Here is a 20790-nt window from a genome sequence, read left to right as displayed (position 1 = left end):
CTATATTATATAATACAATCATCATTTAATAAATCCTGAGGAGGCGGAGAAATGCTGTCAATCATAGTTCCTGTTCTTAATGAAGCGCGGAACATCCCCGTGCTGCATGATGAAATCCGGGCGGTGATGCACGTGATCCGAAAAGAGCATGAGATCATCTTCATTGATGACGGCTCGGTGGATGATACACTTGAGACGATAAAAAGCCTCGGCAGCCGGCATGTCAGGTACATCTCTTTCTCCCGCAATTTCGGCAAGGAATCGGCCATCATCGCAGGACTCGGGAAAGCGTGCGGTGAAGCGGCTGTCATCATGGACGGTGACCTCCAGCATCCCCCCGCCATAATCGCAGAGATGAACGCTCATTTCGAGGCGGGTTACGACCAGGTGATCGCCAAACGGAACAGGAGCGGAGAACCGCTCATGAAACGCATACCGGCGAACCTGTTCTACAGAGTGATGAACAGCACGAGCACCGTCCGTCTTGTGGACGGTGAAGGCGACTTCCGCCTCATCTCACGCAAAGTGATCGATGCCATCCTGCTCCTCAGCGAAAATAACCGCTTCTCGAAGGGGATTTTCGAATGGGTCGGGTTCGGCAAGAAAGTAGTGGAATTCAATCACGTAGGACGCACGAATGGAAAATCGAGATTCAACCCTTTCAAGCTTTTCGATTATGCGGTGGATGGCATCAGCGCCTACAATCACCGGCCGCTCCGCATCTGTTTCCATCTTGGCCTTGTGGTCCTTCTCATATCACTGGCCTATATCCTCTATATCTTCGTCAATATACTGATATACGGTGTGGATGAGCCCGGATATTTCACCATCATTGCCAGTCTGCTCCTGCTCGGCAGCGTACAACTCTTCTCACTCGGCATCATCGGTGAATATGTCGGCAGGATATATATAGAAACCAAGAACAGGCCGAATTTCATCATCACCGAGGAGTCTGATTGTGAATCACAGGAAAAGGACGATTTGCATGAAACGAAATGAAAAGAGCTGTGAGTTCATACGGTTCATCCTGACGGGGCTGCTCAACACCGTCAATTATTATGTAATCTATACGTTGCTGCTCTGGTCAGGGCTCCCCTATCTGTTGTCCCATGTCACTGGCTTTTTGTCGGCATTTGTCATTTCGTACTTCCTGAACTGCCACTTTGTCTACAGGGTACGTCCGACCTGGCCACGATTTTTGAAATTCCCGCTCACCCAGGTGGTCAACATGGGCATGCAGACACTGCTTCTGTATATATTCGTCGATACATTCGGCTGGAATGAAATCATCGCACCCCTTCCTGTCCTGATTGTCACTGTGCCTGTTACATATACAATCACCCGGTGGGTGCTCAAGGATAAAGAGGTTTGAAAATGAAGAAGCTGATCCTGCTCGCAAAACGTTTCCGGTATCTGATGCTCATCGCCTTTTTGGCAATACTGTCACACGCTTACGTACTCTGGCGCCTGATTGACCCGGATGATGAAAAACAGAAGATATTCATGACCGGCGCCAACGACGGACTGGAGCAGATGCTGCCGATGCAGCTCTACCTCTATGAAAAGTTCAAAGAGGGCACACTGTTTTTTGATATGGATTTCGGACTCGGCGGGGATTTCTATACGGATCTCGCCTACTATTATTCGACGAATGTCATCTATCACATCAACGTCATCTTTGTCAGGATCGGTGAATTTTTATTCGGCTACGATACCGGAACAGTCGAATTCTGGGCACTCAACGGCTTTTTCATATCCATTATGAAAACGTTCGCCATCATCTTCTTCACATATAAATTCCTGAAGATCATCGGCGTCAGACCAGTGTATGCAGTGCTTGGCGGATTCATATTCGCAGCTTCACCGACCTATTTCAGGTTCACCATTTTCTGGTCATTCTTCAGTGATGTCTTCATCTGGCTGCCGCTGACATTCCTGGCACTTGAATTGCTCATCAGGAAAGGCCGGCCGGCACTCTTGGTGTTTGCCGTTGCGCTCACACTCATCAACAATTTCTACTTCGCATACTTCCAGCTGATCATCTCGGTCGTCTATCTGGTGATCAGACTGTGTGCAAGACGTGATGGAGAGCTCAGGGCGGGGCGGGTACTGAAATTATCCATTCCTTCGGCCATCATCGGTTTCGGCATATCCACTGTGGCATTCTTCCATGCCGTCCGTGGATTCCTGAACAACGACTCCAGGGAATACATGGTGGAAGTGCCATTCATCGCCGACCTTGGACCGCAGGATAATATATTCTACGAAAACTACCTGGTCGTCATACTGTTTCTGGCCGTGCAGGCACTTTTCACACCGGTCCTCTACAGGAATTACTACTACAAGCTGTTCGCCTTACTGACCATCGTATTCATGATATTTACAGTATCGCCGTACGTGGATACATTCTTCAACGGCTTCCAGCAGCCGCAGAAACGCTGGCATTACATGCTTGTGTTCTTCCACGGGGTGCTGATTGCGCAGTACCTTTCCAATCTCCGGCAGGTGCCTTTGAAAACATATGCACTGAGTATGATTCCCGTATATATACTGCTCGGGCTGTCGGTCTGGATTGCAGATGAAATGGTCGTCTGGCTGTGGCTTGTACCGCTCGTCCAGTTTGCGGGTCTCGCCGTCGTAACGGCAGATAAAGAGCGCAGGACCTTGACCCTGGCACTCGCTGCATTGGTCATCATTTTCACTGGGGTGGTCAGTGCCTCCCATACGGATGAGGAAATCTATCACCCCGGCATCACCGACAGGAACCACCTTTTCTATATCAACAGCAATCACTACAGAAGTGAACTGCAGCAGTACAACATAGACCATATCAAGAAAATGAAAGAGCCGGAACAGAAAATAGACTACAGGGTAAGGGAGCAGGACAACACACCGATGTACATGAGATTCAGCGGCACCAGCATGTATTCGAGCATCATCAACGGGGAAATCATCGATTTCTACTACAACGACCTTAAAGTGAACTTCACGCATGAATCCATCAGCCGGTATGCCTCATTCCAGTCAAGGAACAATCTTTATTCCCTGTTCAGCACGGATTACCTGATGCGTGAAGAGGATGCTGGCCTGATCCCTTCCCGGTTCCGCCCGGTTCTGTCGGACGGGACTTACACCATCCATGAAAACATGCTGCCGCTTGACTTCATCCGCTTCAGTGACCGGGTCTACGATCCGGACGACCTGACAACACCGCTGCAGCGCGAGCATGCGATGCTTGAAGGCGTGGTCACTGACGCCCATCCGTCAAACAGCGTGATGGCCGCCCCTGAAAATGTACTGGATGAAGTCGGTGTGGAGGCATTCAATGCCGACTTCGACGGTCAGGCACTCGAAGTCCATGACGACGGCGGCGGACTGCGCCTCGATTTCAGCGGGGTGCCGGACGCTCCGGCGGACAAGGCGGATGTATACATCGAACTGCACATCGAACTCGTCGATCCTGTCAAAAGATTCACCGTCGATGTCGACGGCTATCAGAACGACCGGCTGTTCGCCACCAGCAAGTACAGAACATATGCAGACGACCTTCTGTACCGCGCAGAAATTGCTGAAACCATACCGATCCAGTTGTCATCCGGTGAATACGAAGTCGATATTGAGGGCATCTATATAGAAGACTACAGCAGGCTGGAGGACGCCAGCCACAGAAGTGACGTGTCCTATGAAGTCACCGAACACCCGAATTCGTACGAAATCACACTCGATGGAAAGCGGCCGGGTCTTGCCGTCGTCCCCATCATGTACCGAGACGGCATGACAGTCACCGGAAACGATAGCGGTGACCTCGGCGCCTTCCGGGCAAACTACCTCATGACTGCCTTTGAAGTGGGGCCTGCCGATACATCCATCAGAATAAGCTATACCCCTCCTTATTACTGGATCACCCTGATCATTTCGGCACTCTCACTTCTCGGCGCATTCATCTATGTGAACCTGTTCGGGGTGCGTAAATTCTTATGCAGATTTATGAATAGAAGAAAGGCACGGAATCGCAAATGATTCCGTGCCTTTTGCATATTGGCAAAACTCCAATGAATGCAGTTTTCAAACCGGTGACAGCCAACAAATCCGCACCAGCGGATAAAAACCGTTGGTGCGGATATATAAGAGCCCCTGATTCCTCAAACAGGAAGCAGGGGCCCGTTCCTCCGGACTATTAGCGGAGTTCTCTGATACGCGCTGCTTTACCACGCAGGCTGCGCAGGTAGTAAAGTTTCGCACGACGTACGCGGCCGCGGCGAGTAACTTCAAGTTTCTCGATTTTCGGCGTGTGTACAGGGAATGTACGCTCAACTCCTACACCGTAGGAAATTTTACGCACTGTGAATGTTTCTGAGATGCCTCCGCCACGGCGTTTGATTACAACACCTTCGAAGACCTGGATACGCTCACGGCTTCCTTCGACGATACGTACGTGGACACGTACTGTGTCTCCGGCTTTGAATTGCGGCAAATCTGTTTTCAGCTGATCTTTTGTCAGCTCATTGATTAATTCCTGTGACATGACTATCTTCTCCTTCTTCCAACCATCTTGCCCGTCATAGCAGCGGATTGTTGTGTATGTGTGTACTCAGACACTCGTATAATATTACCATAATTATTTCATGCTTTCAACGGCTTTTCCATAAATTGTACGTATATTCTAGTTGTCCAAAAGGTCCGGCCGCCTTTCCCGCGTGCGCATGAGGCTCTGTTCATAACGCCATTCCTCTATCAGTTTATGGTTGCCGTTCAGAAGCACGTCGGGAACCTGCATCCCGCGGTACTCGCGGGGGCGGGTGTAATGCGGGTGTTCGAGCATCCCCGTTGAGAATGAATCCTCCTGGTGGCTCTCTTCGCGGCTCAGTACACCGGGGATCAGCCGTACGACGGCATCCGTCATCGTCATGCTGGCGAGCTCACCGCCGGTCAGGACGTAATCACCGATGGATACTTCATCGGTGACAAGCGTACGGATGCGCTCATCATAGCCTTCGTAGTGGCCGCATATGAATACGATGTCATCTTCCCCACTCAGGGATTCTGCCATTTTCTGATTGAACGGCTGTCCCTGCGGACACATCAGTATGACACGCGGACTGGCAAGGTCGAGTGCATCCATGGCATTGAAGACCGGCTCGGGTTTCAGTACCATGCCCGCCCCTCCGCCGTATGGATAATCATCCACCTTGTTGTGCTTGCTTTCTGAATAGTCCCGGAAGTTGATGAGATTGTAATCGACGATGCCTTTTTCCTTCGCACGCTTCAATATGGAAGTGTTCAGCACTCCTTCATACATTTCCGGAAACAGTGTCAGGTAATGGATATTCATTCAAGCATTCCCTCCATCGGCGAGATGAAGATCCGTGAATTCTCCAGATCGACTTCCTTTACGACATCTTCGATGTACGGAATCATGTACTCACTGTCGCCTTTGACCACCCAGACATCATTCGCCCCCGTTTCGAAAATATCAGTAACCTGCCCTATTTTCTCAGATGTCTCTTCGATCATCACATCAAGGCCTATGATTTCCCGGTAGTGAAATTCATTTTCCTCAAGCTCGATTTCAACGGCATCGTCCTCCTGCATCAGACCGGCGCCCTTCAGGTGCTCGACCTGGTTCAGGTTCGTCACACCGCGGAACTTCAGCATATGGAAGTTCTTGTGTACCCGGTAGCTGTCTATGACGTAAGATCCGCCTTTTATCTCCACTTCACTTCCCGGGGCAAAGCGTTCTTCTGTGAAGTCGGAATCGCTCAACACCTTGACTTCACCCTGCACCCCGTGGAAGCTCACCAGTCGTCCGATATTGATCTTCATCAGCTTGCACCTCTTAATCATTTATTCGTCATGAATAAAAAAGGCACACCGGGCGGTGTGCCTAATCTACATCAACAAACACTTTCTTTGAACTGCCGTGATTCGCGCCCGACACGATGGTACGCACCGCTTTTATGACACGTCCGCGTCTGCCGATCACACGGCCCACATCGTCCTCATGGACTTCAATCTTATAGGATACGCTATGTTCCGTCTCCTCACTTTCGATCTTCAGCGCCTCGGGATGTTCCAGCATCGGTTCAAGAATTGTTTGAAGTAATTGTTTCATAGGGGATTACTTCCCGAGTTTCGCGTTGTGGTAACGTTCCATTACACCTTTATTGCTGAGGATGTTGCGAACTGTATCACTTGGTTTCGCACCATTCTGCAGCCATTCAAGCGCTTTGTCTTCATCAAGCGTCACGTTTTCTGCCTCTTTGGACACCGGGTTGTAGCTTCCGATCTGTTCGATGATGCGGCCATCTCTCGGGCTGCGGGAATCAGCGACTACGATACGGTAGTATGGATTTCTTTTGGAACCCATGCGTGTCAGTCTAAGTTTAACTGCCATTGTTATGTTGACTCCTTTCTATATCTCAATTTCACTTTTATAACTATAACAGAAAAACAAAACCCTGTAAAGACTTTTCTCTTTACGGGTTTTGGGATTTTAAAATGGCAGCCCCATGTTTCCGAAAGGATTCTTTTTCTTCCCTTTCTGGCTTGTCATCTGCTTCATCATCTTCTTCATTTCATTGAATTGTTTGAGCAGCCGGTTCACTTCCTGGAGTGTCCTTCCGGAACCGCGTGCGATGCGCTTTTTACGGCTCGCGTTGATCTTCGAAGGATTCTCGCGCTCATCCATCGTCATGGAACGGATGATGGCCTGCACATGATCGATCTCATTGCCGCTCATCTGCATCTTGTCGAGACCTTTGATCTTGTTTGCTCCCGGCATCATCTTGAGCAGATCATCAAGCGGGCCGAGATTCTTGACCTGGTCCATCTGTTCGAGGAAATCATCCAGAGTGAAACTCTGGTCCTTGATTTTCTGCTGAAGTACTTTCTGCTCATCTTCATCCACTGTCGCCTGTGCTTTTTCGATGATGGACAGCACATCGCCCATGCCGAGTATCCTCTGGGCCATACGGTCCGGATGGAAAGTCTCAAGGCCGTCCATCTTCTCTGACATACCCGCGAACTTGATCGGCTTGTCGGTCACCGAACGGATGGACAATGCCGCACCACCTCGCGTGTCCCCATCAAGCTTCGTCAGTGTCACACCTGTAATATCAAGCATATCATTGAATGACTCTGCAACATTGACAGCATCCTGGCCGGTCATGGAATCGACCACCAGCATGATTTCATCGGGTTTGGCAATCTCCTTTATATCCTTAAGCTCATTCATCAGACCCTCATCGATATGCAGCCGACCTGCCGTATCGATGATGACCGTATCCTGGTGCTCCGCCCTGGCGTGGTCCAGCGCCTCGGTGACGATCTGCTGCGGCTTCACCTGATCCCCGAGGGCAAACACCGGAACATCAATCTGCCTGCCGACCGTCTCGAGCTGGTCGATTGCCGCCGGACGGTATATGTCACCCGCAACGAGCAGCGGTTTCTTGTTGTAATTCTTCCTCAAATGAAGCGCAAGCTTACCTGCAGTGGTTGTCTTACCTGCACCCTGCAGACCGACCATCATGATGACGGTCGGCGGTTTCTGACTGAGGTTGATCTTCTGGTTGTCTCCGCCCATCAGGTCGGTCAGTTCCTCTTTTACAATCTTGATGACCTGCTGGCCCGGTGTCAGGGACTGCATGACGTCAGAACCGAGCGCACGTTCTTTCACCTGATTGATAAACTGCTTGACCACTTTGAAGTTGACGTCCGCTTCAAGAAGTGCGAGACGCACTTCTCGCATCATGACCTTGATGTCCGACTCGGACACCTTGCCTTTGCTCTTGATGCGGTCCATCGTGGCCTGGAGACGTTCTCCCAATCCTTCAAAAGCCATATTTCTTCCTCCTAATCCAATGCTTCCAACCGGTTCAGAATCTCCCTCGTTTCAGAGTCCATCGATTCTCCCAGTTTATTTTTAAGCTGATTTATAAGCGTGTGCCTTGATTCGAAATTTTTGTACATCCCTAGGTTTTCCTCATAATGCTCCAGAAGGTCCTTCGAACGTTTCAGGTTGTCATAGACCGCCTGACGTGTGACATCAAGTTCTTCCGCAATTTCACTGAAGGCAAAATCCTCCAGATAATAAAGTTCGATGTACCGTCTCTGCTTATCCGTAAGCAGAGAATTGTAAAAGTCATAGAGATGATTCATCCGCATCGTGCGTTCGAGTTCTTCAGTCATTATACATCATCCCCGCCTGAATCATCCAGTTCCTCTGCATTTGATATCATATCAGCAAACAGTCCGTAAACATAGTTCTCTGCACTGAATTCCTGCAGGTCATCCAGCTGTTCACCGAGTCCGACGAATTTGACAGGGATGCCAAGCTCATTTCTGATGGCGAGCACGATCCCGCCTTTTGCGGTGCCGTCGAGCTTTGTCAGGACGATCCCGGATACATCCGTCACTTCCTTGAAAGCCTTGGCCTGGCTCAGAGCGTTCTGTCCGGTTGTGGCATCCAGTACAAGCAGTGATTCATGCGGTGCGTCAGGTACGGTTTTCTGGATGACGTTCTTCATCTTGGAAAGTTCATTCATCAGGTTACCTTTGTTCTGCAGCCGTCCTGCAGTATCACAGATCAGCACATCCGTCCCGCGTTTTTTTGCAGCATTGATGGCATCGAACATGACTGCTGCCGGGTCGCTGCCCTCTGACTGGCTGATAACGTCCACATCCACACGGCTCCCCCATACCTTCAGCTGGTTGATCGCCCCGGCACGGAAAGTATCGCCGGCGGCAAGCATGACATTTTTGCCTTCCTGCTTGTATTTGTAGGCGAGTTTGCCGATGCTCGTCGTCTTGCCGACGCCGTTCACGCCGACAACAAGAATGACTGTCAGGTCATCCTCCTGTATATTGACCGTTTCGGGAAGGTCGTCATTACGCTCATAGATTTCGACCATCTTTTCAACGATTGTCTCCTTGAGGTCACGGCTTTCAGTGATATTCTCAACCTTCGCCACATGGCGCAGTTCATCCGTCAGTTCCATCACAGTGTTGAAACCGACATCAGCTCCGATCAGGACCTCCTCCAAAGCTTCGAAGAAGTCCTCATCCACCGTACGGTAGCGCGCCATCAGTTCATTGATTTCATTCTGGAACTTCTCACGGCTCTTCTCAAGACCGGCTTTGAATTTATAGCCGATCTGTTCCTGCTCCCATTCCTCGAATTCCTCGATGCTGATCAGCCCGTCATCGAGTTTCTCATTCTGTTCCTCCACCGACTTTCCGGCAGCCTCTTTCTCCCTGCTTGGCTGGAATCTGTCTTTCAATCGTTTAAGAAAGCTCACACCGTCTCTTCCTCTCTCACTTTTTCTTCGTAGTTCTTAAGGTCAACACTTATGAGCTGGCTGACACCGCGCTCCTGCATCGTCACACCGAACAGCCGGTCACTCTCTTCCATTGTGCCCTTTCTGTGGGTGATGACGATGAACTGTGTATTTTCCGCAAGCTGTTTCAAATATTTCGCATAGCGCAATACGTTCGATTCATCCAGTGCCGCCTCCACCTCATCCAGGATGATGAATGGACTCACGCGCACTTTCAATATGCTGAACAGCAGACTGATCGCAGTCAGCGCGCGTTCGCCGCCTGAGAGCAGCGACAGTGATGACAGCTTCTTGCCGGGCGGCTGGGCATAGATCTCCACACCGGATTCCAGATAGTCATCTTCATCCGTAAGCCTAAGCTCCGCCTGTCCGCCGCCGAACATCTCCTTGAACACTTCGCCGAAGTGTTCATTAACCTGCCGGAAGGCCTCCCTGAATCTGACAGCGACTTCCCCGTCCATTTCACTGATCACTTCAAGCAGTGTCGAACGCGCTTCCAGCAAATCCGCCTCCTGTGTCTTCAGGAAGCTGTAGCGTTCATTGACACGTTCGAATTCCTCGATGGCCCCCAGGTTCACAGGGCCGAGTTCCTCGATGCTTTTCTTATTGAGTGAAATCTGCATACGTTTCTGATCGATATCAGAAAAATCATCATATTCCTCTTTCGCTCTTTCATAGGTGAGCCTGTAGTTTTCGGAAAGATATTCAATCTTCTGTTCCATTTTAACATCCAGCTTCTCTTTTTTGCCTGTATGATTACGCAATATTTCCTGACATTCTTCAAGCTCTTTGGAAATCCGGTCACGCTTTTCCGTGATTTCGTTATATTCCATCCTGATTTCATGCTGGCGGCCGGATATGGCATCCGTCTTCTCGTACAGTTTTTCCACCTCCAGAGAGAGTTCCCGCTTCTCCTTCTCCAGGGCATCAATATCCATGCCTTCAAGGTCTTCTGAGATCATCTGCTGCTGCGATTCTGTCTCCCTGACCGCTTCACGCGCCGCTTCAAGCTCTGAGGCAATCCTTTCCTGCTCAGCACTGTTGTAGCTGATGCGTTCTTTGACTGCTGTATACTCACGCTCGGCAGCGTGCGCTTCATCAGTGAGGGAAGCCAGTTTCTCTTTCTTCTCCTTGTCGGACGCGCTCATCAGGCGAATGCGTTCGTCGAGTCCGGCCAGCTTTTCCTCCGCCTCCTTGATAAGACCGGCGTAGTCACGCACTTCCTCCGTGCGTCCGAGTGATTTCAGTTCATCTTCAAGCACCGCCATGGTTTCCGTTTTCGCCTCGAGCTGATAGCCCAGCCTGTTAGCAGCAGATTCCGCCTCCTCGTGCCTTTCGGCAAGCTTTTCGCCCGCACTCTCCTGTTTTGACACTTTTTCCATCTGTCCCGAAACTTCTTCGCCGAGATTGCTGACGACCGTTTTCAGACGTTCGAGTTTTCCTTCGTATTCCGAAAGCTTCTCTTTTGTTTCCGCCATTTCCCTCTGGCTCTCGATGATGGAACCTTTTGTATTCTTCGAGCCGCCGCTCATCGCACCGCCGGGCATGATTGTCTCACCGTCCAGGGTGACGATGCGCGCACGGTGGTTGATCTGCCTTGCAAGGGCACCTGCATCGTCTATGTTTTCTGTAACAATCGTCGTCCCCAGCAGATGATGGACGACATCGCTGATGTCATGGTCTGCGACCGCGATGTCGGCAAGGACCTGTGCCTCTATATGCGAGTTTTCAACCTGCCGGCGTATATCTCCGGAAAGTGATCTCGGACGGATGACATCCATCGGCAGGAATGTGGCAAAGCCGCTTTTTTTCTCCTTGAGATAGCTGATTGCCTTTTTGGCATCCTGTTCACTGACCATGATTATGTTCTGCGCCTGGGCACCCAGTGCAGTATCAAGCGCCGCCATATATCTGTTCTCAGTCGAGATCAGTTCACCTACCGAGCCGCGCACACCGCCCACCCTGTCCCGATTTTTCAGGATGGCACGGACACCCGGATAGTAGCCGCGGTATTCATTCTGCATATTTTTGAGCATTTCAAGCTTTGAAGCCTGCTGCTCGATGAAACGTTTTGCCTTATGCAGCTTTTCCTGCTCTTCATCGTATTTCCGGTTGAGCTCTGTGAGCGCCTTTTTTTCAGCAAGGTATCTCTCCCTTGCCTCCTCAAGCTCTGCCTTGGTCTTCTCTTTCTCCTCAACCAGGCCCCCGTGATCCGCGGCCTCTTTTTCATAATCCTGCCTGAGTATTGCGAGACGTTCCTCTTTCTGGCGCAGACTGCCGTCGAGACGGGATTGTTCCGTCTCTTCCCGGCGCCGGTCATTCTCGAGCGTCGTCTTCTCCACCATCAGATCATAATAGCTGTCTTTGAGCTGTTCAATTTCTTCTCCCTGATCCTCTGTAAGATAGCGTTGCTGCTCCTTCGACTCTTCAAGGGAGCTTTTAAGCTGTGATGCACGCGCATTCAGTGATTCAGCTGTACCGTCCACCTCAGCCTTTTGGGCGTCGAGGGACTCAACCCTCGAATTCTGTTCAGAGAGACGTACCTTGAGTTCTTCCACCAGCTGTCCTTTGTTGGTTTTGCGTTCTTTGTAGAGATCGATACGCCCGCTGGTATTCTCAAGACGTTTGGACAGTTCAACAAGCCGGTTGTTCAGCTCTTTGTTTTCACTGTCATATTTGTCACGGGCGCCCCGGAGCTCCGACATTTTCCGGTTCATCTCTTCCAGCGCATCCCGGCATTCAGAAGTTCTCTTCTCTGTTGCGTGATAAGCCGCCTCCTCCTTGTGGAGGAGGTTTGCGAGGGCATTGATGTCGTAGACTGTCACTTCAATATCGCTGCGGCTCATCTCTTCTTTGAGCGCCAGGTATTCTTCGGCAACCGCACTTTCCCGCTCGAGCCGCGTTACGCGGGATTCAAGCTCCTGTATGATATCATTCACACGGTTCAGGTTCTGTGCGGTGTCTTCGAGCCGCTTTTCCGACTCTTTCTTTCTCAGTTTGTATTTCATCACGCCAGCAGTCTCTTCAATCAGGCTTCTGCGCTGTTCAGGCCGCGCCTTCAGCACTTCATCGACCTCCCCCTGGGAAATGATGTTATAGGCGTTTTTCCCGAGGCCGGAATCGAGGAAAAGCTCGTTGATTTCCTTCAGCCTGCATTTGTCCTCATTGATGTAGTACTCACTGTCACCGTTCCTGTAGAGTTTTCGTGTGATGGTCACTTTATCCGCATCTATTGCCAGTTTGCGGGATTTGTTGTCCAGCACGAGACCTACCTGCGCATAGTTCATGGCCTTCCTGCCGGATGTGCCGTTGAAGATGACATCCTCCATCTTCACACCGCGTATGGTCCGGGCCGACTGTTCGCCGAGCACCCAGCGGATCGCATCCGTGATATTGCTTTTGCCGCTGCCATTCGGGCCGACGACTGCCGTCACACCCGAATCGAATTTGATATTCACTTTATCCGCAAATGATTTGAAGCCGTGGGCCTCTATCGCTTTCAAATATACCATCAGTGATTCTCCCCGCCATCCGTTTCACTCAATGCCTGTTCGGCAGCACGCTGTTCAGATTCTTTTTTGGACCGCCCGAAGCCTTTTCCGATCATCCTGCCCTCCATATAGACGCCTGTGACAAATGTCTTGTCATGGCTCGGTCCCGTCGCCTCTATGAGCTTGTATTCCACTGCTTTACGGTAATTCCTGTGCATATGCTCCTGCAGCGCTGTCTTGTAATCCACTACTGCATTATACTTCGCATCCTTCACTTCGGGGAAGACAAACTTCTCAAGGAACGTCCATACAGCCGGGCTCCCCTGATCCAGATAGAGCGCACCGAGAAATGCCTCGAAAGTATCGGATATTATGGAAGGCCGTTTCCTGCCACCAGTCTTTTCCTCTCCGCGGCCGAGCATGATGAGCGGCTCCATGCGCAGTTTAGAGGCGAATACTACAAGTGAGGGTTCACACACGATATTGGCTCTCAGCTTTGTAAGATCGCCTTCCGGCAATTCACTGAACCTGTTGTATATATAGTCTGAAACCATCAATTCTAGTACTGCATCGCCGAGAAATTCCAGTCTCTCGTTATTATGGATCTTATTGAGCTGCAGATCGTTTATATATGAGCTGTGCATGAAGGCCTGAACATAGAGTGCCTCATCCCCGGCCGCAAGATCCGTCCGTTCAAGAAAACCTGCCAGTTCCCTGCGGAAGGATGCAAGCCCCGCTTTGGCATGATCATCTTTTTCAATTATACTTTCTATTTCCTTAAATTCCATAACGTTCACTCCATCACCTTATTCTAAATGAATATACCGTTTAATAAAAGTTTTCACACAAAAATAAAATCCACTCCGGAAAGTGGATTTTATGATTAGTTTGCTTCCAATTTGTCAATGTAGTTAAGAGCATCGCCTACTGTGTTGATCTTTTCAGCTTCCTCATCCGGAATTTCCATTTCGAATTCGTCTTCGAGCTCCATAACCAATTCAGCAATATCCAAAGAGTCAGCGCCGAGGTCATCTTTGAAAGATGCTTCCTGAGTCACTTTCTCTTCATCAATACCAAGTTTGTCGACAATAATGTCTTTTACTTTATCAAAGTTTGCCATCAAATTCACCTCCCTCCAATAATAGCACAGGTCCTACCCCATGTACATACCGCCGTTTACATGGATGGTCTGGCCTGTGATGTACTTTGCAGCATCCGATGCAAGGAACTTCACAGTCTCCGCAATATCCTCCCCGGTACCGAAATGATTGAGCGGTATCTGGGAGAGCATCTGGTTTCTTATATCCTCAGACAGGACATCCGTCATATCACTTTCGATGAAGCCCGGGGCAACAGCGTTGACCGTAATTCCTTTGGGCGCCAGCTCACGCGCCGCCGATTTCGTGATGCCGTCGATGCCGGCCTTGGACGCAACATAGTTAGTCTGCCCCGGATTGCCCAAAGAGCCGACGATGCTTGAGATATTGATGATTCTGCCGGCCTTCTGCCGGATCATCGTCCTCGATACACTCTGTATCACATTGAATGCGCCTTTTAAGTTCACATCGATCACCTGGTCCCATTCGTCGGACTTCATCCTCATAAGAAGATTGTCTTTGGTGATTCCTGCATTGTTGACGACGAGGTCGATTGAGCCGTAGGTGTCCGCGATGTATTTGATCATCGTCTTGACATCATCATGGTTCTGCACGTGACACTGGTATGCCTCTGCCGAACCGCCGGCTTCAGCGATCCTGCGCACCGTCTCATCCGCTTTTTCCTTCGAACCGGAATAGTTCACGATAACAGTATACTCTTTACCGAGGCTGAGTGCGATACTTTTCCCTATACCGCGTGAAGCACCGGTTACCAATGCAATTTTACTCATTCAGAAACTCCTTTGCCTGTTCCATCGTATCGATATTCACCGTATTTACGGAACGGTCTATTTTTCTCATCAGTCCGCTCAGGACTTTCTTGGGTCCGACTTCCACCGCTTCCTCTGCTCCTTCTGACACCGCTGCCTGGACACACTCGGTGAAACGGACAGGACTTGTCATCTGTTCAATGAGCTGTGCCTTGATGACATCCGGTTCCGTCTCCGGCTTCGCGGACACATTCTGGATCACCGGTATGACCGGCGCACTGAATTCGATGTCCGACACGAACCTGCTGAATTCCCTTTTGGCATCCTCCATCAGATGGGAGTGGAATGCCCCCGAGACGTTGAGCGGCATGACACGTCTCGCACCGCGTTCCTTCGCTTTCACTGCGAATTCTTCAACCAGTGATGCATCACCCGAAACCACCGTCTGATCCGGTGCATTCAGGTTGGCAGGCTGTACTCGCCGGTCTTCCGTGGACAATTCATCGCATAACTCCTTGAGATCCGCAAGCTCCATGCCGATGACGGCAGCCATGCCGCCGCCCTCTGACTCGCTCATGAGCGCTCCGCGCTTCGCGACGATCCTGATGCCGTCCTGTATGTTCAGCACACCTGCATGCACAAGGGCAGGGAGCTCGCCCAGGCTGTGCCCGAGGACCATGTCACCTTTGATGCCGGTGGCAGCAAGCACCGCCATGCTGTGGGCAAACAATGCCGGCTGTGTGTATTCCGTCTGGTTGAGACGGGAATCTTCTTCGAACATGATCGATTTCAGATCAAAATCCACGTTCATGAAAATTTCGTCCAGAACTGTGCGGCCTTCTGAAGATGATTCATAGATGTCTTTTGCCATCCCGCTGTACTGGGCGCCCTGTCCCGGAAATAGTATCAGTCGTTTCATGCATTCTCCTCGATTCTCTCTTTGATTTTTGAGATGGCCTGTGAATCCGCCATCTTCCTTGCCTGCCTGAGGGCTGAGACGATGGCGACAGAGTCGCTGGACCCGTGTGCCTTGAGCACATTACCATCAAGCCCAAGCAGCGGTGCGCCGCCGTACTGTCTGTAATCCAGCAGGTCCTTCACGGCCCTGAAATCATTTTTAAGGACCATTGCGACCATCTTGTTCTTTGTACTCTTGAGGAAAACGTCCTTGATTTCACTCATGAGCGCAGAAGCCGTTCCCTCAATCGTCTTCAGTACGACATTTCCCGTAAAACCGTCCGTCACAGCGATATCGACATCCCCTGAGAGGATATCACGCGTTTCAAAGTTGCCGATGAAATTCACATCGCTCTCCCGGAGCAGTTTGAATGTCTCCTTGGTCAATTCACTGCCCTTGTTCTCTTCACTGCCGTTATTGACCAGGCCCACCGTCGGATTATCACGCCCGGCAATTTCACGCATGTATATATCCGCCATTAAAGCAAACTGTTCGAGATGCTTCGGTTTGTTTTCAGCATTTGCGCCCATATCCAAAAGCATCATGCCGCGTCCGTCAGTGCTCGGCAGCAGGGTGCCGATCGCCGGCCGTTCGATTCCCCGGATGCGCCCGACGACAAAAAGGCCGGCACTCATCAGCGCCCCGGTGTTTCCTGCCGAGATGCATGCCGTGACCTCTCCGTCTTTGACCGCCTTGCAGGCCCTGACAAGCGAACTGTCCTTTTTTCTTCTGACAGAACGGACAGGATCGTCATCCGACTCTATTTTTTCCGTCACTTCTATGAATTCGACACGTGGGTGATCCCCCGTATATGCACCTTTTGTGCCATACAGCTTCACTTCCAGTGATTCATCTTCCCCGACGGCGGCCAGGACACCCTTTTCAATTTCAGCAGGGGCGTTGTCGCCGCCCATCAGATCTACTGCCACTTTAACCATATTTTTCACCTTCATCAGTTTCATCTGTGTAATACATTTCAAACCGCCCCTTGAAGACAAGCCTCTGTTCCACTCTGGATGTAACGGTGATTATCGCCCTATGCCCATCCATCTTCTCAACCACCGCTTTGGAAATCACCTTGTCACCGAGCTTCGATGCCCGCGTGAATTCTATATCGGCTGACTTCGTCAGTGCCAGCGGCTCATCAATCACAGCGACACACAGCGAATTCGCCTGGGCAAAAAGATAGTGTCCCCGGGTAATCTTATTCTTCTGGAATACATGCCCGTCTTCCACTATGAACAGCGACAGTGCATGATCGTTCAGTTCTATATCGATTATTTCACCGATGACTTCCTGCAGTGATAGGCTCCTTATCTTTTCCGTCTCTTCCCTCGCAACGTGTTTGATGCGCTCCCTGAGTTCAGGGATGTTGAGTTCGAGGCGGTCCAGGCGGATCGTCTGTATGCTGACTTCAAAAACTTCGCTCAGCTTTTCATCAGTCAGGAAAGGATCTGTGGATACTTTCTCCAAAAGGAGTTCCTGCCGTTCCCTTTTTTTGTATCTTGCCATGTGATGACCTCATTTAGTAGTTGGTACTAACATCAGTATATATAAGTGACTTTCTGATTTCAAATAAAATTGATATAAAGGGCACAAAAAAATGGCTGCTTCCCTCTGGAAGTAACCATTTTAACTTTCATTCCACTATAGTCGCTTTCACGATCATCCTTTTTTCGAAAAGAAGCGTCTCCGGGTTGTAGTCCTCGCATGTGATCAGTGTAAGCTGTTGCGGCTCACCCTTCCGCTGGTCCATGACTTCCACCTGGGATGGATTCACATCAAATATATCAGTGATCTCGTATACCCGTGTGCCGTCCTCAGTCATGAATTCAATCCGGTCACCGACCGACGCCCGGTCCAGGTAGTTGAAACGGATGCCGGCACCTTCAACGCGGTGGCCGGCAATCGGTATGTTCTGCATCTCAAGATGGTCCCTTTCATGCACAAATGAAATGCCGCTTTTCATCTTATCCTCGGTGACAGGTCCCTCGAATACCGGTTCATTGATGCCGGCGGAGTCTATTTTCAATACACCGGCCATCCCTTCACCGATATCGATGTCCCCGCGGGCATCCTCACCTTCATCCCCGGCTTCCGGGCTGACACCGGTAATCATCGATTCGAACCGTCCGACGTCCACCGACGACTCACCATTCTGATAGGCCTCGATGATACGGTCATTGACCCTGTCGGTGAAAAATTCGCGTATATCCTGCCAGAAAAAAAGGACGGCAGCTGAAATTATCATCGCGACACCGACCATCCTCAGGAATAGCCTCATGTCTCTTTCCTCATTTCTCCGGACAGTTCGATGGCACTGAGACGTGCATGCTCGAGAATCCGGTAATCTTCAGCAAGATCTGCAACCTTGAATTCGGGCAGACCACTTTGTCTGACGCCGAAGTAGTCGCCGGGGCCCCGCATCTCAAGGTCCTGTTCACTGAGCTCGAAACCATCCGTCGTGGACGTCATTATATCGATCCTCTGCTTCGCATTCTCGGTTTTCGGATCGCTGATGAGGGCACAGTAGCTCTGCATATCACTTCTGCCGACTCTGCCGCGCAGTTGATGCAGTGTCGAGAGGCCGAAGCGTTCGGCATTGAAGATCACCATATATGTTGCATTCGGAACATTTATGCCGACTTCGATTACTGTTGTAGAGACGAGGACCGGCTTCTCGAGCCGCTCAAATCTACCCATGCCTTCGTTCTTTTCTGCCGGTTTCATGCGCCCGTGCACCAGCTCAACCTGTTCCTCCCCGAAATAGTCCAGGAACAGGTGGTAGATTTCCTGGACATTTTTAAGGTCCAATGTCTCGGACTCTTCAATCAACGGAGCGACAATGTAGGCACTGTGCCCGCTTCTCACTTCCGATTCGATGGACGCCATCACTTCATCCACCTCATCATAGCGCCTCCAGTATGTTTCAACCGGCTTGCGCCCTTCCGGCATTTCCCTGATGATTGAGACGTCCATGTCTCCGAAAGTTGTGATTGAAAGTGTCCTCGGTATCGGCGTTGCCGTCATGTAGAGCACGTTCTTACGGTGTGCCTTGTCGTTCAGCCGTTTGCGCTGGTTGACACCGAAGCGGTGCTGCTCATCGGTGATGATGAGGGATAGCCGGTTGAACAGTACATCATCTTCGATCAATGCGTGCGTACCCACAATCAGATCGATTTCACCCGACTCAAGCCGGCTCGAAATCTCCATCTTTTCCTTCCTTGTCGTTGTACCGGTCAGTTTGGCAATCGTGAGACGGTCCTCGAACGTATCAGTGAAAGACTGATAGTGCTGGTTTGCAAGCACCTCCGTCGGCACCATTACCGCCGTCTGTTCACCGATTGTCTTCACTGCATATGCAGCGATGCCTGCAACAATCGTCTTGCCGCTTCCGACATCACCCTGAAGCAGGCGGTGCATGGAGACATTCTGTTTCAAGTCCCGGCATATTTCATTGGTGCACTTCTTCTGATCCCCGGTGAGGCCGAACGGCAGAGTATCGATGAAAGCTTTCAGTTCATCAATATCATAGTCTATGATATAACGCTCGTTCCTGACCCGCTCCTTCTGCCGTCTCTCCATCAACCTGAGCTGGAACATGAACAGCTCGTAAAACTTGATCGTCCGGCGCCCCTCTTTTATGTCAGCGGGGCTTTTCGGAAAATGGATCCGCCTGAGAGCCTCCCTCATCGACAGCAGACGATATTTGTCCCTGACGGTTTCAGGAATATCATAGTTGAATGAAAACCCGCCGAATACTTCTGCTACAATTTTATTGAAGGTCTTCGAATGCATCACTTTCCCCATGGGGTATGTCACGCGGTAGCCCCCGCCTGCTTCGTATATCAGCCTCTGTCCATTGATTTCAAGTTTGTGCCTGAGATATTTCCCCGACAGTCTGACCTCTTCGCCCACGATAAGCTTATCTTTCAGATAAGGCTGGTTGAAGAATGTCACCTTTACATAGATTCCGTCAATTTCCATGAAAACCGTCAGGCGGTTTTTCCCGCCCCTGAAATAGGCGACGGCAGGTTCCGTCATGACAGTCCCCATGACAGTGACCCTATCATTGTTCTCAGCATCCGCCAGGTTCATGATGCTCAGGTTCTCATAGTTCGAAGGCAGATGGAAAAGCACATCGTTTACTGTTTCAATCCCTATTGAACTGAGTTTTTCCGCCATTTTCGGGCCGACACCCTTAAGGATGGCCGCCGGTTTCTGTGGTGTAATGACCTGGTACATCGCGGCCATTACTGACCACCGAATATTTCCTGTTTCAGGCGCTGGCCGGTCGGAGTTCCCGCCAGACCGCCGCGTCCAGTCTCACGCAGTGCCGACGGCATCGTGAGGCCGATCTTGTACATCGCCTCCACGACCTCATCTGCAGGAATCCTCGATTCGATGCCGGCAAGTGCCATGTCTGCTGCAGTAAGCGCATTGCTCGCACCTGCTGCATTACGCTTCACACATGGAACCTCCACAAGCCCCGCCACCGGATCGCAGACCAGACCAAGCATATTTTTAAGTGCGATGGCAAAGCCATGTGCACTCATTGCCGGAGTGCCGCCCGCCATTTCAACAAGGGCGGCTGCCGCCATTGCGCTCGCACTGCCCACTTCCGCCTGGCAGCCGCCCGCAGCCCCAGAGATGCTTGCATTGTTCGCCACTACGAAGCCGAACGCACCTGAAGTGAAGAGGAACTTGACCATGTCCTCACGGGGCACGTCATGTTTCTCCTTCATGGCGAACAATACTCCGGGCACAACACCCGCAGATCCCGCGGTCGGTGTCGCGCATATCTTGCCCATCGCTGCGTTCACTTCGTTGGTACTGACCGCATGGGCGATTGCATACAGCGTGAGGTCGCCGCTCAGGCCCTTACCGCTGTCGATATATTTCTGCATCTTCACAGCGTCCATACCCGTCAGCCCGGTCGTACTGGTGACACCGCCGATGCCTTCCTCCACTGCGGATTCCATCACTTCAAGGTTTCTTTCCATATCTTTATACACATCAAGGTAAGAGCGGCCTGTCACTTCCATCTCCTGGCTGATCATCACATCCGCAATTGACTTTTCCTGTGTTACAGCTGCTTCCACCAATTGATCTATACTGCTGAACATATATCCGACCCTC

At 50.7% G+C, this 20790-nt stretch carries 21 protein-coding genes; 3 read left to right on the top strand and 18 right to left on the bottom strand.

What is annotated here, in order from left to right; all coding sequences use genetic code 11:
- Positions 1-51 precede the first annotated feature (51 nt).
- The 3 genes from C792_RS0105860 to C792_RS0105850 are packed head-to-tail and all read left to right on the top strand — an operon-like array spanning position 52 to position 4020.
- On the top strand, positions 52-999 hold the full coding sequence (locus C792_RS0105860) for a glycosyltransferase family 2 protein (RefSeq protein WP_017548523.1): 948 nt from the start codon (positions 52-54) through the stop codon (positions 997-999).
- Positions 986-1372 carry a GtrA family protein gene (locus tag C792_RS0105855; RefSeq protein WP_017548522.1) on the top strand — a complete coding sequence of 129 codons (387 nt, stop codon included), beginning with the start codon at positions 986-988 and terminating at the stop codon, positions 1370-1372. Before C792_RS0105860 ends, C792_RS0105855 begins: the two co-directional genes overlap by 14 nt.
- A 2-nt stretch (positions 1373-1374) precedes the next feature.
- Positions 1375-4020 (top strand): YfhO family protein, encoded by a 2646-nt coding sequence (locus C792_RS0105850; RefSeq protein WP_017548521.1) that lies wholly within the window; start codon positions 1375-1377, stop codon positions 4018-4020.
- A 157-nt stretch (positions 4021-4177) separates the two neighbouring features.
- Here C792_RS0105850 and rplS read toward each other — a convergent pair whose 3' ends face one another.
- The 18 genes from rplS to sdaAA form a co-directional block, all read right to left on the bottom strand.
- Positions 4178-4525 (bottom strand): 50S ribosomal protein L19, encoded by a 348-nt coding sequence (gene rplS / locus C792_RS0105845; protein ID WP_017548520.1) that lies wholly within the window; start codon positions 4523-4525, stop codon positions 4178-4180.
- 138 nt (positions 4526-4663) lie between these two features.
- Positions 4664-5332, bottom strand: a complete 669-nt coding sequence (trmD, locus tag C792_RS0105840) for a tRNA (guanosine(37)-N1)-methyltransferase TrmD (protein ID WP_017548519.1) — start codon at positions 5330-5332, stop codon at positions 4664-4666.
- Positions 5329-5823 (bottom strand): ribosome maturation factor RimM, encoded by a 495-nt coding sequence (gene rimM / locus C792_RS0105835; RefSeq protein ID WP_017548518.1) that lies wholly within the window; start codon positions 5821-5823, stop codon positions 5329-5331. The genes trmD and rimM overlap by 4 nt, the downstream gene beginning before the upstream one ends.
- Before the next feature lie 61 nt (positions 5824-5884).
- Positions 5885-6112 carry a KH domain-containing protein gene (locus C792_RS0105830; RefSeq protein WP_017548517.1) on the bottom strand — a complete coding sequence of 76 codons (228 nt, stop codon included), beginning with the start codon at positions 6110-6112 and terminating at the stop codon, positions 5885-5887.
- 6 nt (positions 6113-6118) lie between these two features.
- On the bottom strand, positions 6119-6394 hold the full coding sequence (rpsP, locus tag C792_RS0105825; protein WP_017548516.1) for a 30S ribosomal protein S16: 276 nt from the start codon (positions 6392-6394) through the stop codon (positions 6119-6121).
- Between the two features lie 99 nt (positions 6395-6493).
- Entirely contained in the window at positions 6494-7840 is a 1347-nt protein-coding gene (ffh, locus tag C792_RS0105820) for a signal recognition particle protein (protein WP_017548515.1), read from the bottom strand.
- 11 nt (positions 7841-7851) lie between these two features.
- Positions 7852-8187 (bottom strand): putative DNA-binding protein, encoded by a 336-nt coding sequence (locus C792_RS0105815; RefSeq protein ID WP_017548514.1) that lies wholly within the window; start codon positions 8185-8187, stop codon positions 7852-7854.
- Complete coding sequence (gene ftsY, locus C792_RS0105810; RefSeq protein WP_017548513.1) at positions 8187-9296, bottom strand: signal recognition particle-docking protein FtsY; 1110 nt, start codon at positions 9294-9296, stop codon at positions 8187-8189. Before ftsY ends, C792_RS0105815 begins: the two co-directional genes overlap by 1 nt.
- Entirely contained in the window at positions 9293-12847 is a 3555-nt protein-coding gene (gene smc / locus C792_RS0105805; protein ID WP_017548512.1) for a chromosome segregation protein SMC, read from the bottom strand. Before smc ends, ftsY begins: the two co-directional genes overlap by 4 nt.
- Entirely contained in the window at positions 12847-13614 is a 768-nt protein-coding gene (gene rnc, locus C792_RS0105800; RefSeq protein WP_017548511.1) for a ribonuclease III, read from the bottom strand. The genes smc and rnc overlap by 1 nt, the downstream gene beginning before the upstream one ends.
- A gap of 95 nt (positions 13615-13709) precedes the next feature.
- Complete coding sequence (locus C792_RS0105795; protein WP_017548510.1) at positions 13710-13946, bottom strand: acyl carrier protein; 237 nt, start codon at positions 13944-13946, stop codon at positions 13710-13712.
- A 33-nt stretch (positions 13947-13979) separates the two neighbouring features.
- On the bottom strand, positions 13980-14714 hold the full coding sequence (fabG, locus tag C792_RS0105790; protein WP_017548509.1) for a 3-oxoacyl-[acyl-carrier-protein] reductase: 735 nt from the start codon (positions 14712-14714) through the stop codon (positions 13980-13982).
- Positions 14707-15612: an ACP S-malonyltransferase gene (gene fabD / locus C792_RS0105785; RefSeq protein ID WP_017548508.1), complete on the bottom strand. Its 906-nt coding sequence runs from the start codon at positions 15610-15612 to the stop codon at positions 14707-14709. The genes fabG and fabD overlap by 8 nt, the downstream gene beginning before the upstream one ends.
- Positions 15609-16589 (bottom strand): phosphate acyltransferase PlsX, encoded by a 981-nt coding sequence (gene plsX, locus C792_RS0105780; RefSeq protein ID WP_017548507.1) that lies wholly within the window; start codon positions 16587-16589, stop codon positions 15609-15611. The genes fabD and plsX overlap by 4 nt, the downstream gene beginning before the upstream one ends.
- Complete coding sequence (gene fapR / locus C792_RS0105775) at positions 16582-17163, bottom strand: transcription factor FapR (RefSeq protein ID WP_017548506.1); 582 nt, start codon at positions 17161-17163, stop codon at positions 16582-16584. The genes plsX and fapR overlap by 8 nt, the downstream gene beginning before the upstream one ends.
- 127 nt (positions 17164-17290) lie before the next feature.
- A complete protein-coding gene (locus tag C792_RS0105770; RefSeq protein ID WP_017548505.1) occupies positions 17291-17935 on the bottom strand; it encodes a class A sortase in 645 nt (214 codons plus the stop codon).
- Positions 17932-19905, bottom strand: a complete 1974-nt coding sequence (gene recG / locus C792_RS14315) for an ATP-dependent DNA helicase RecG (protein ID WP_017548504.1) — start codon at positions 19903-19905, stop codon at positions 17932-17934. The genes C792_RS0105770 and recG overlap by 4 nt, the downstream gene beginning before the upstream one ends.
- Positions 19905-20777: an L-serine ammonia-lyase, iron-sulfur-dependent, subunit alpha gene (gene sdaAA, locus C792_RS0105760; protein ID WP_017548503.1), complete on the bottom strand. Its 873-nt coding sequence runs from the start codon at positions 20775-20777 to the stop codon at positions 19905-19907. The genes recG and sdaAA overlap by 1 nt, the downstream gene beginning before the upstream one ends.
- Positions 20778-20790 lie beyond the last annotated feature (13 nt).

It is taken from the genome of Salinicoccus carnicancri Crm (genome assembly GCF_000330705.1).
In the GTDB taxonomy this organism is placed as follows: domain Bacteria; phylum Bacillota; class Bacilli; order Staphylococcales; family Salinicoccaceae; genus Salinicoccus; species Salinicoccus carnicancri.
Note: the sequence above shows the minus strand (reverse complement) of the source record. Positions and strands in the feature narration are given on the sequence as shown.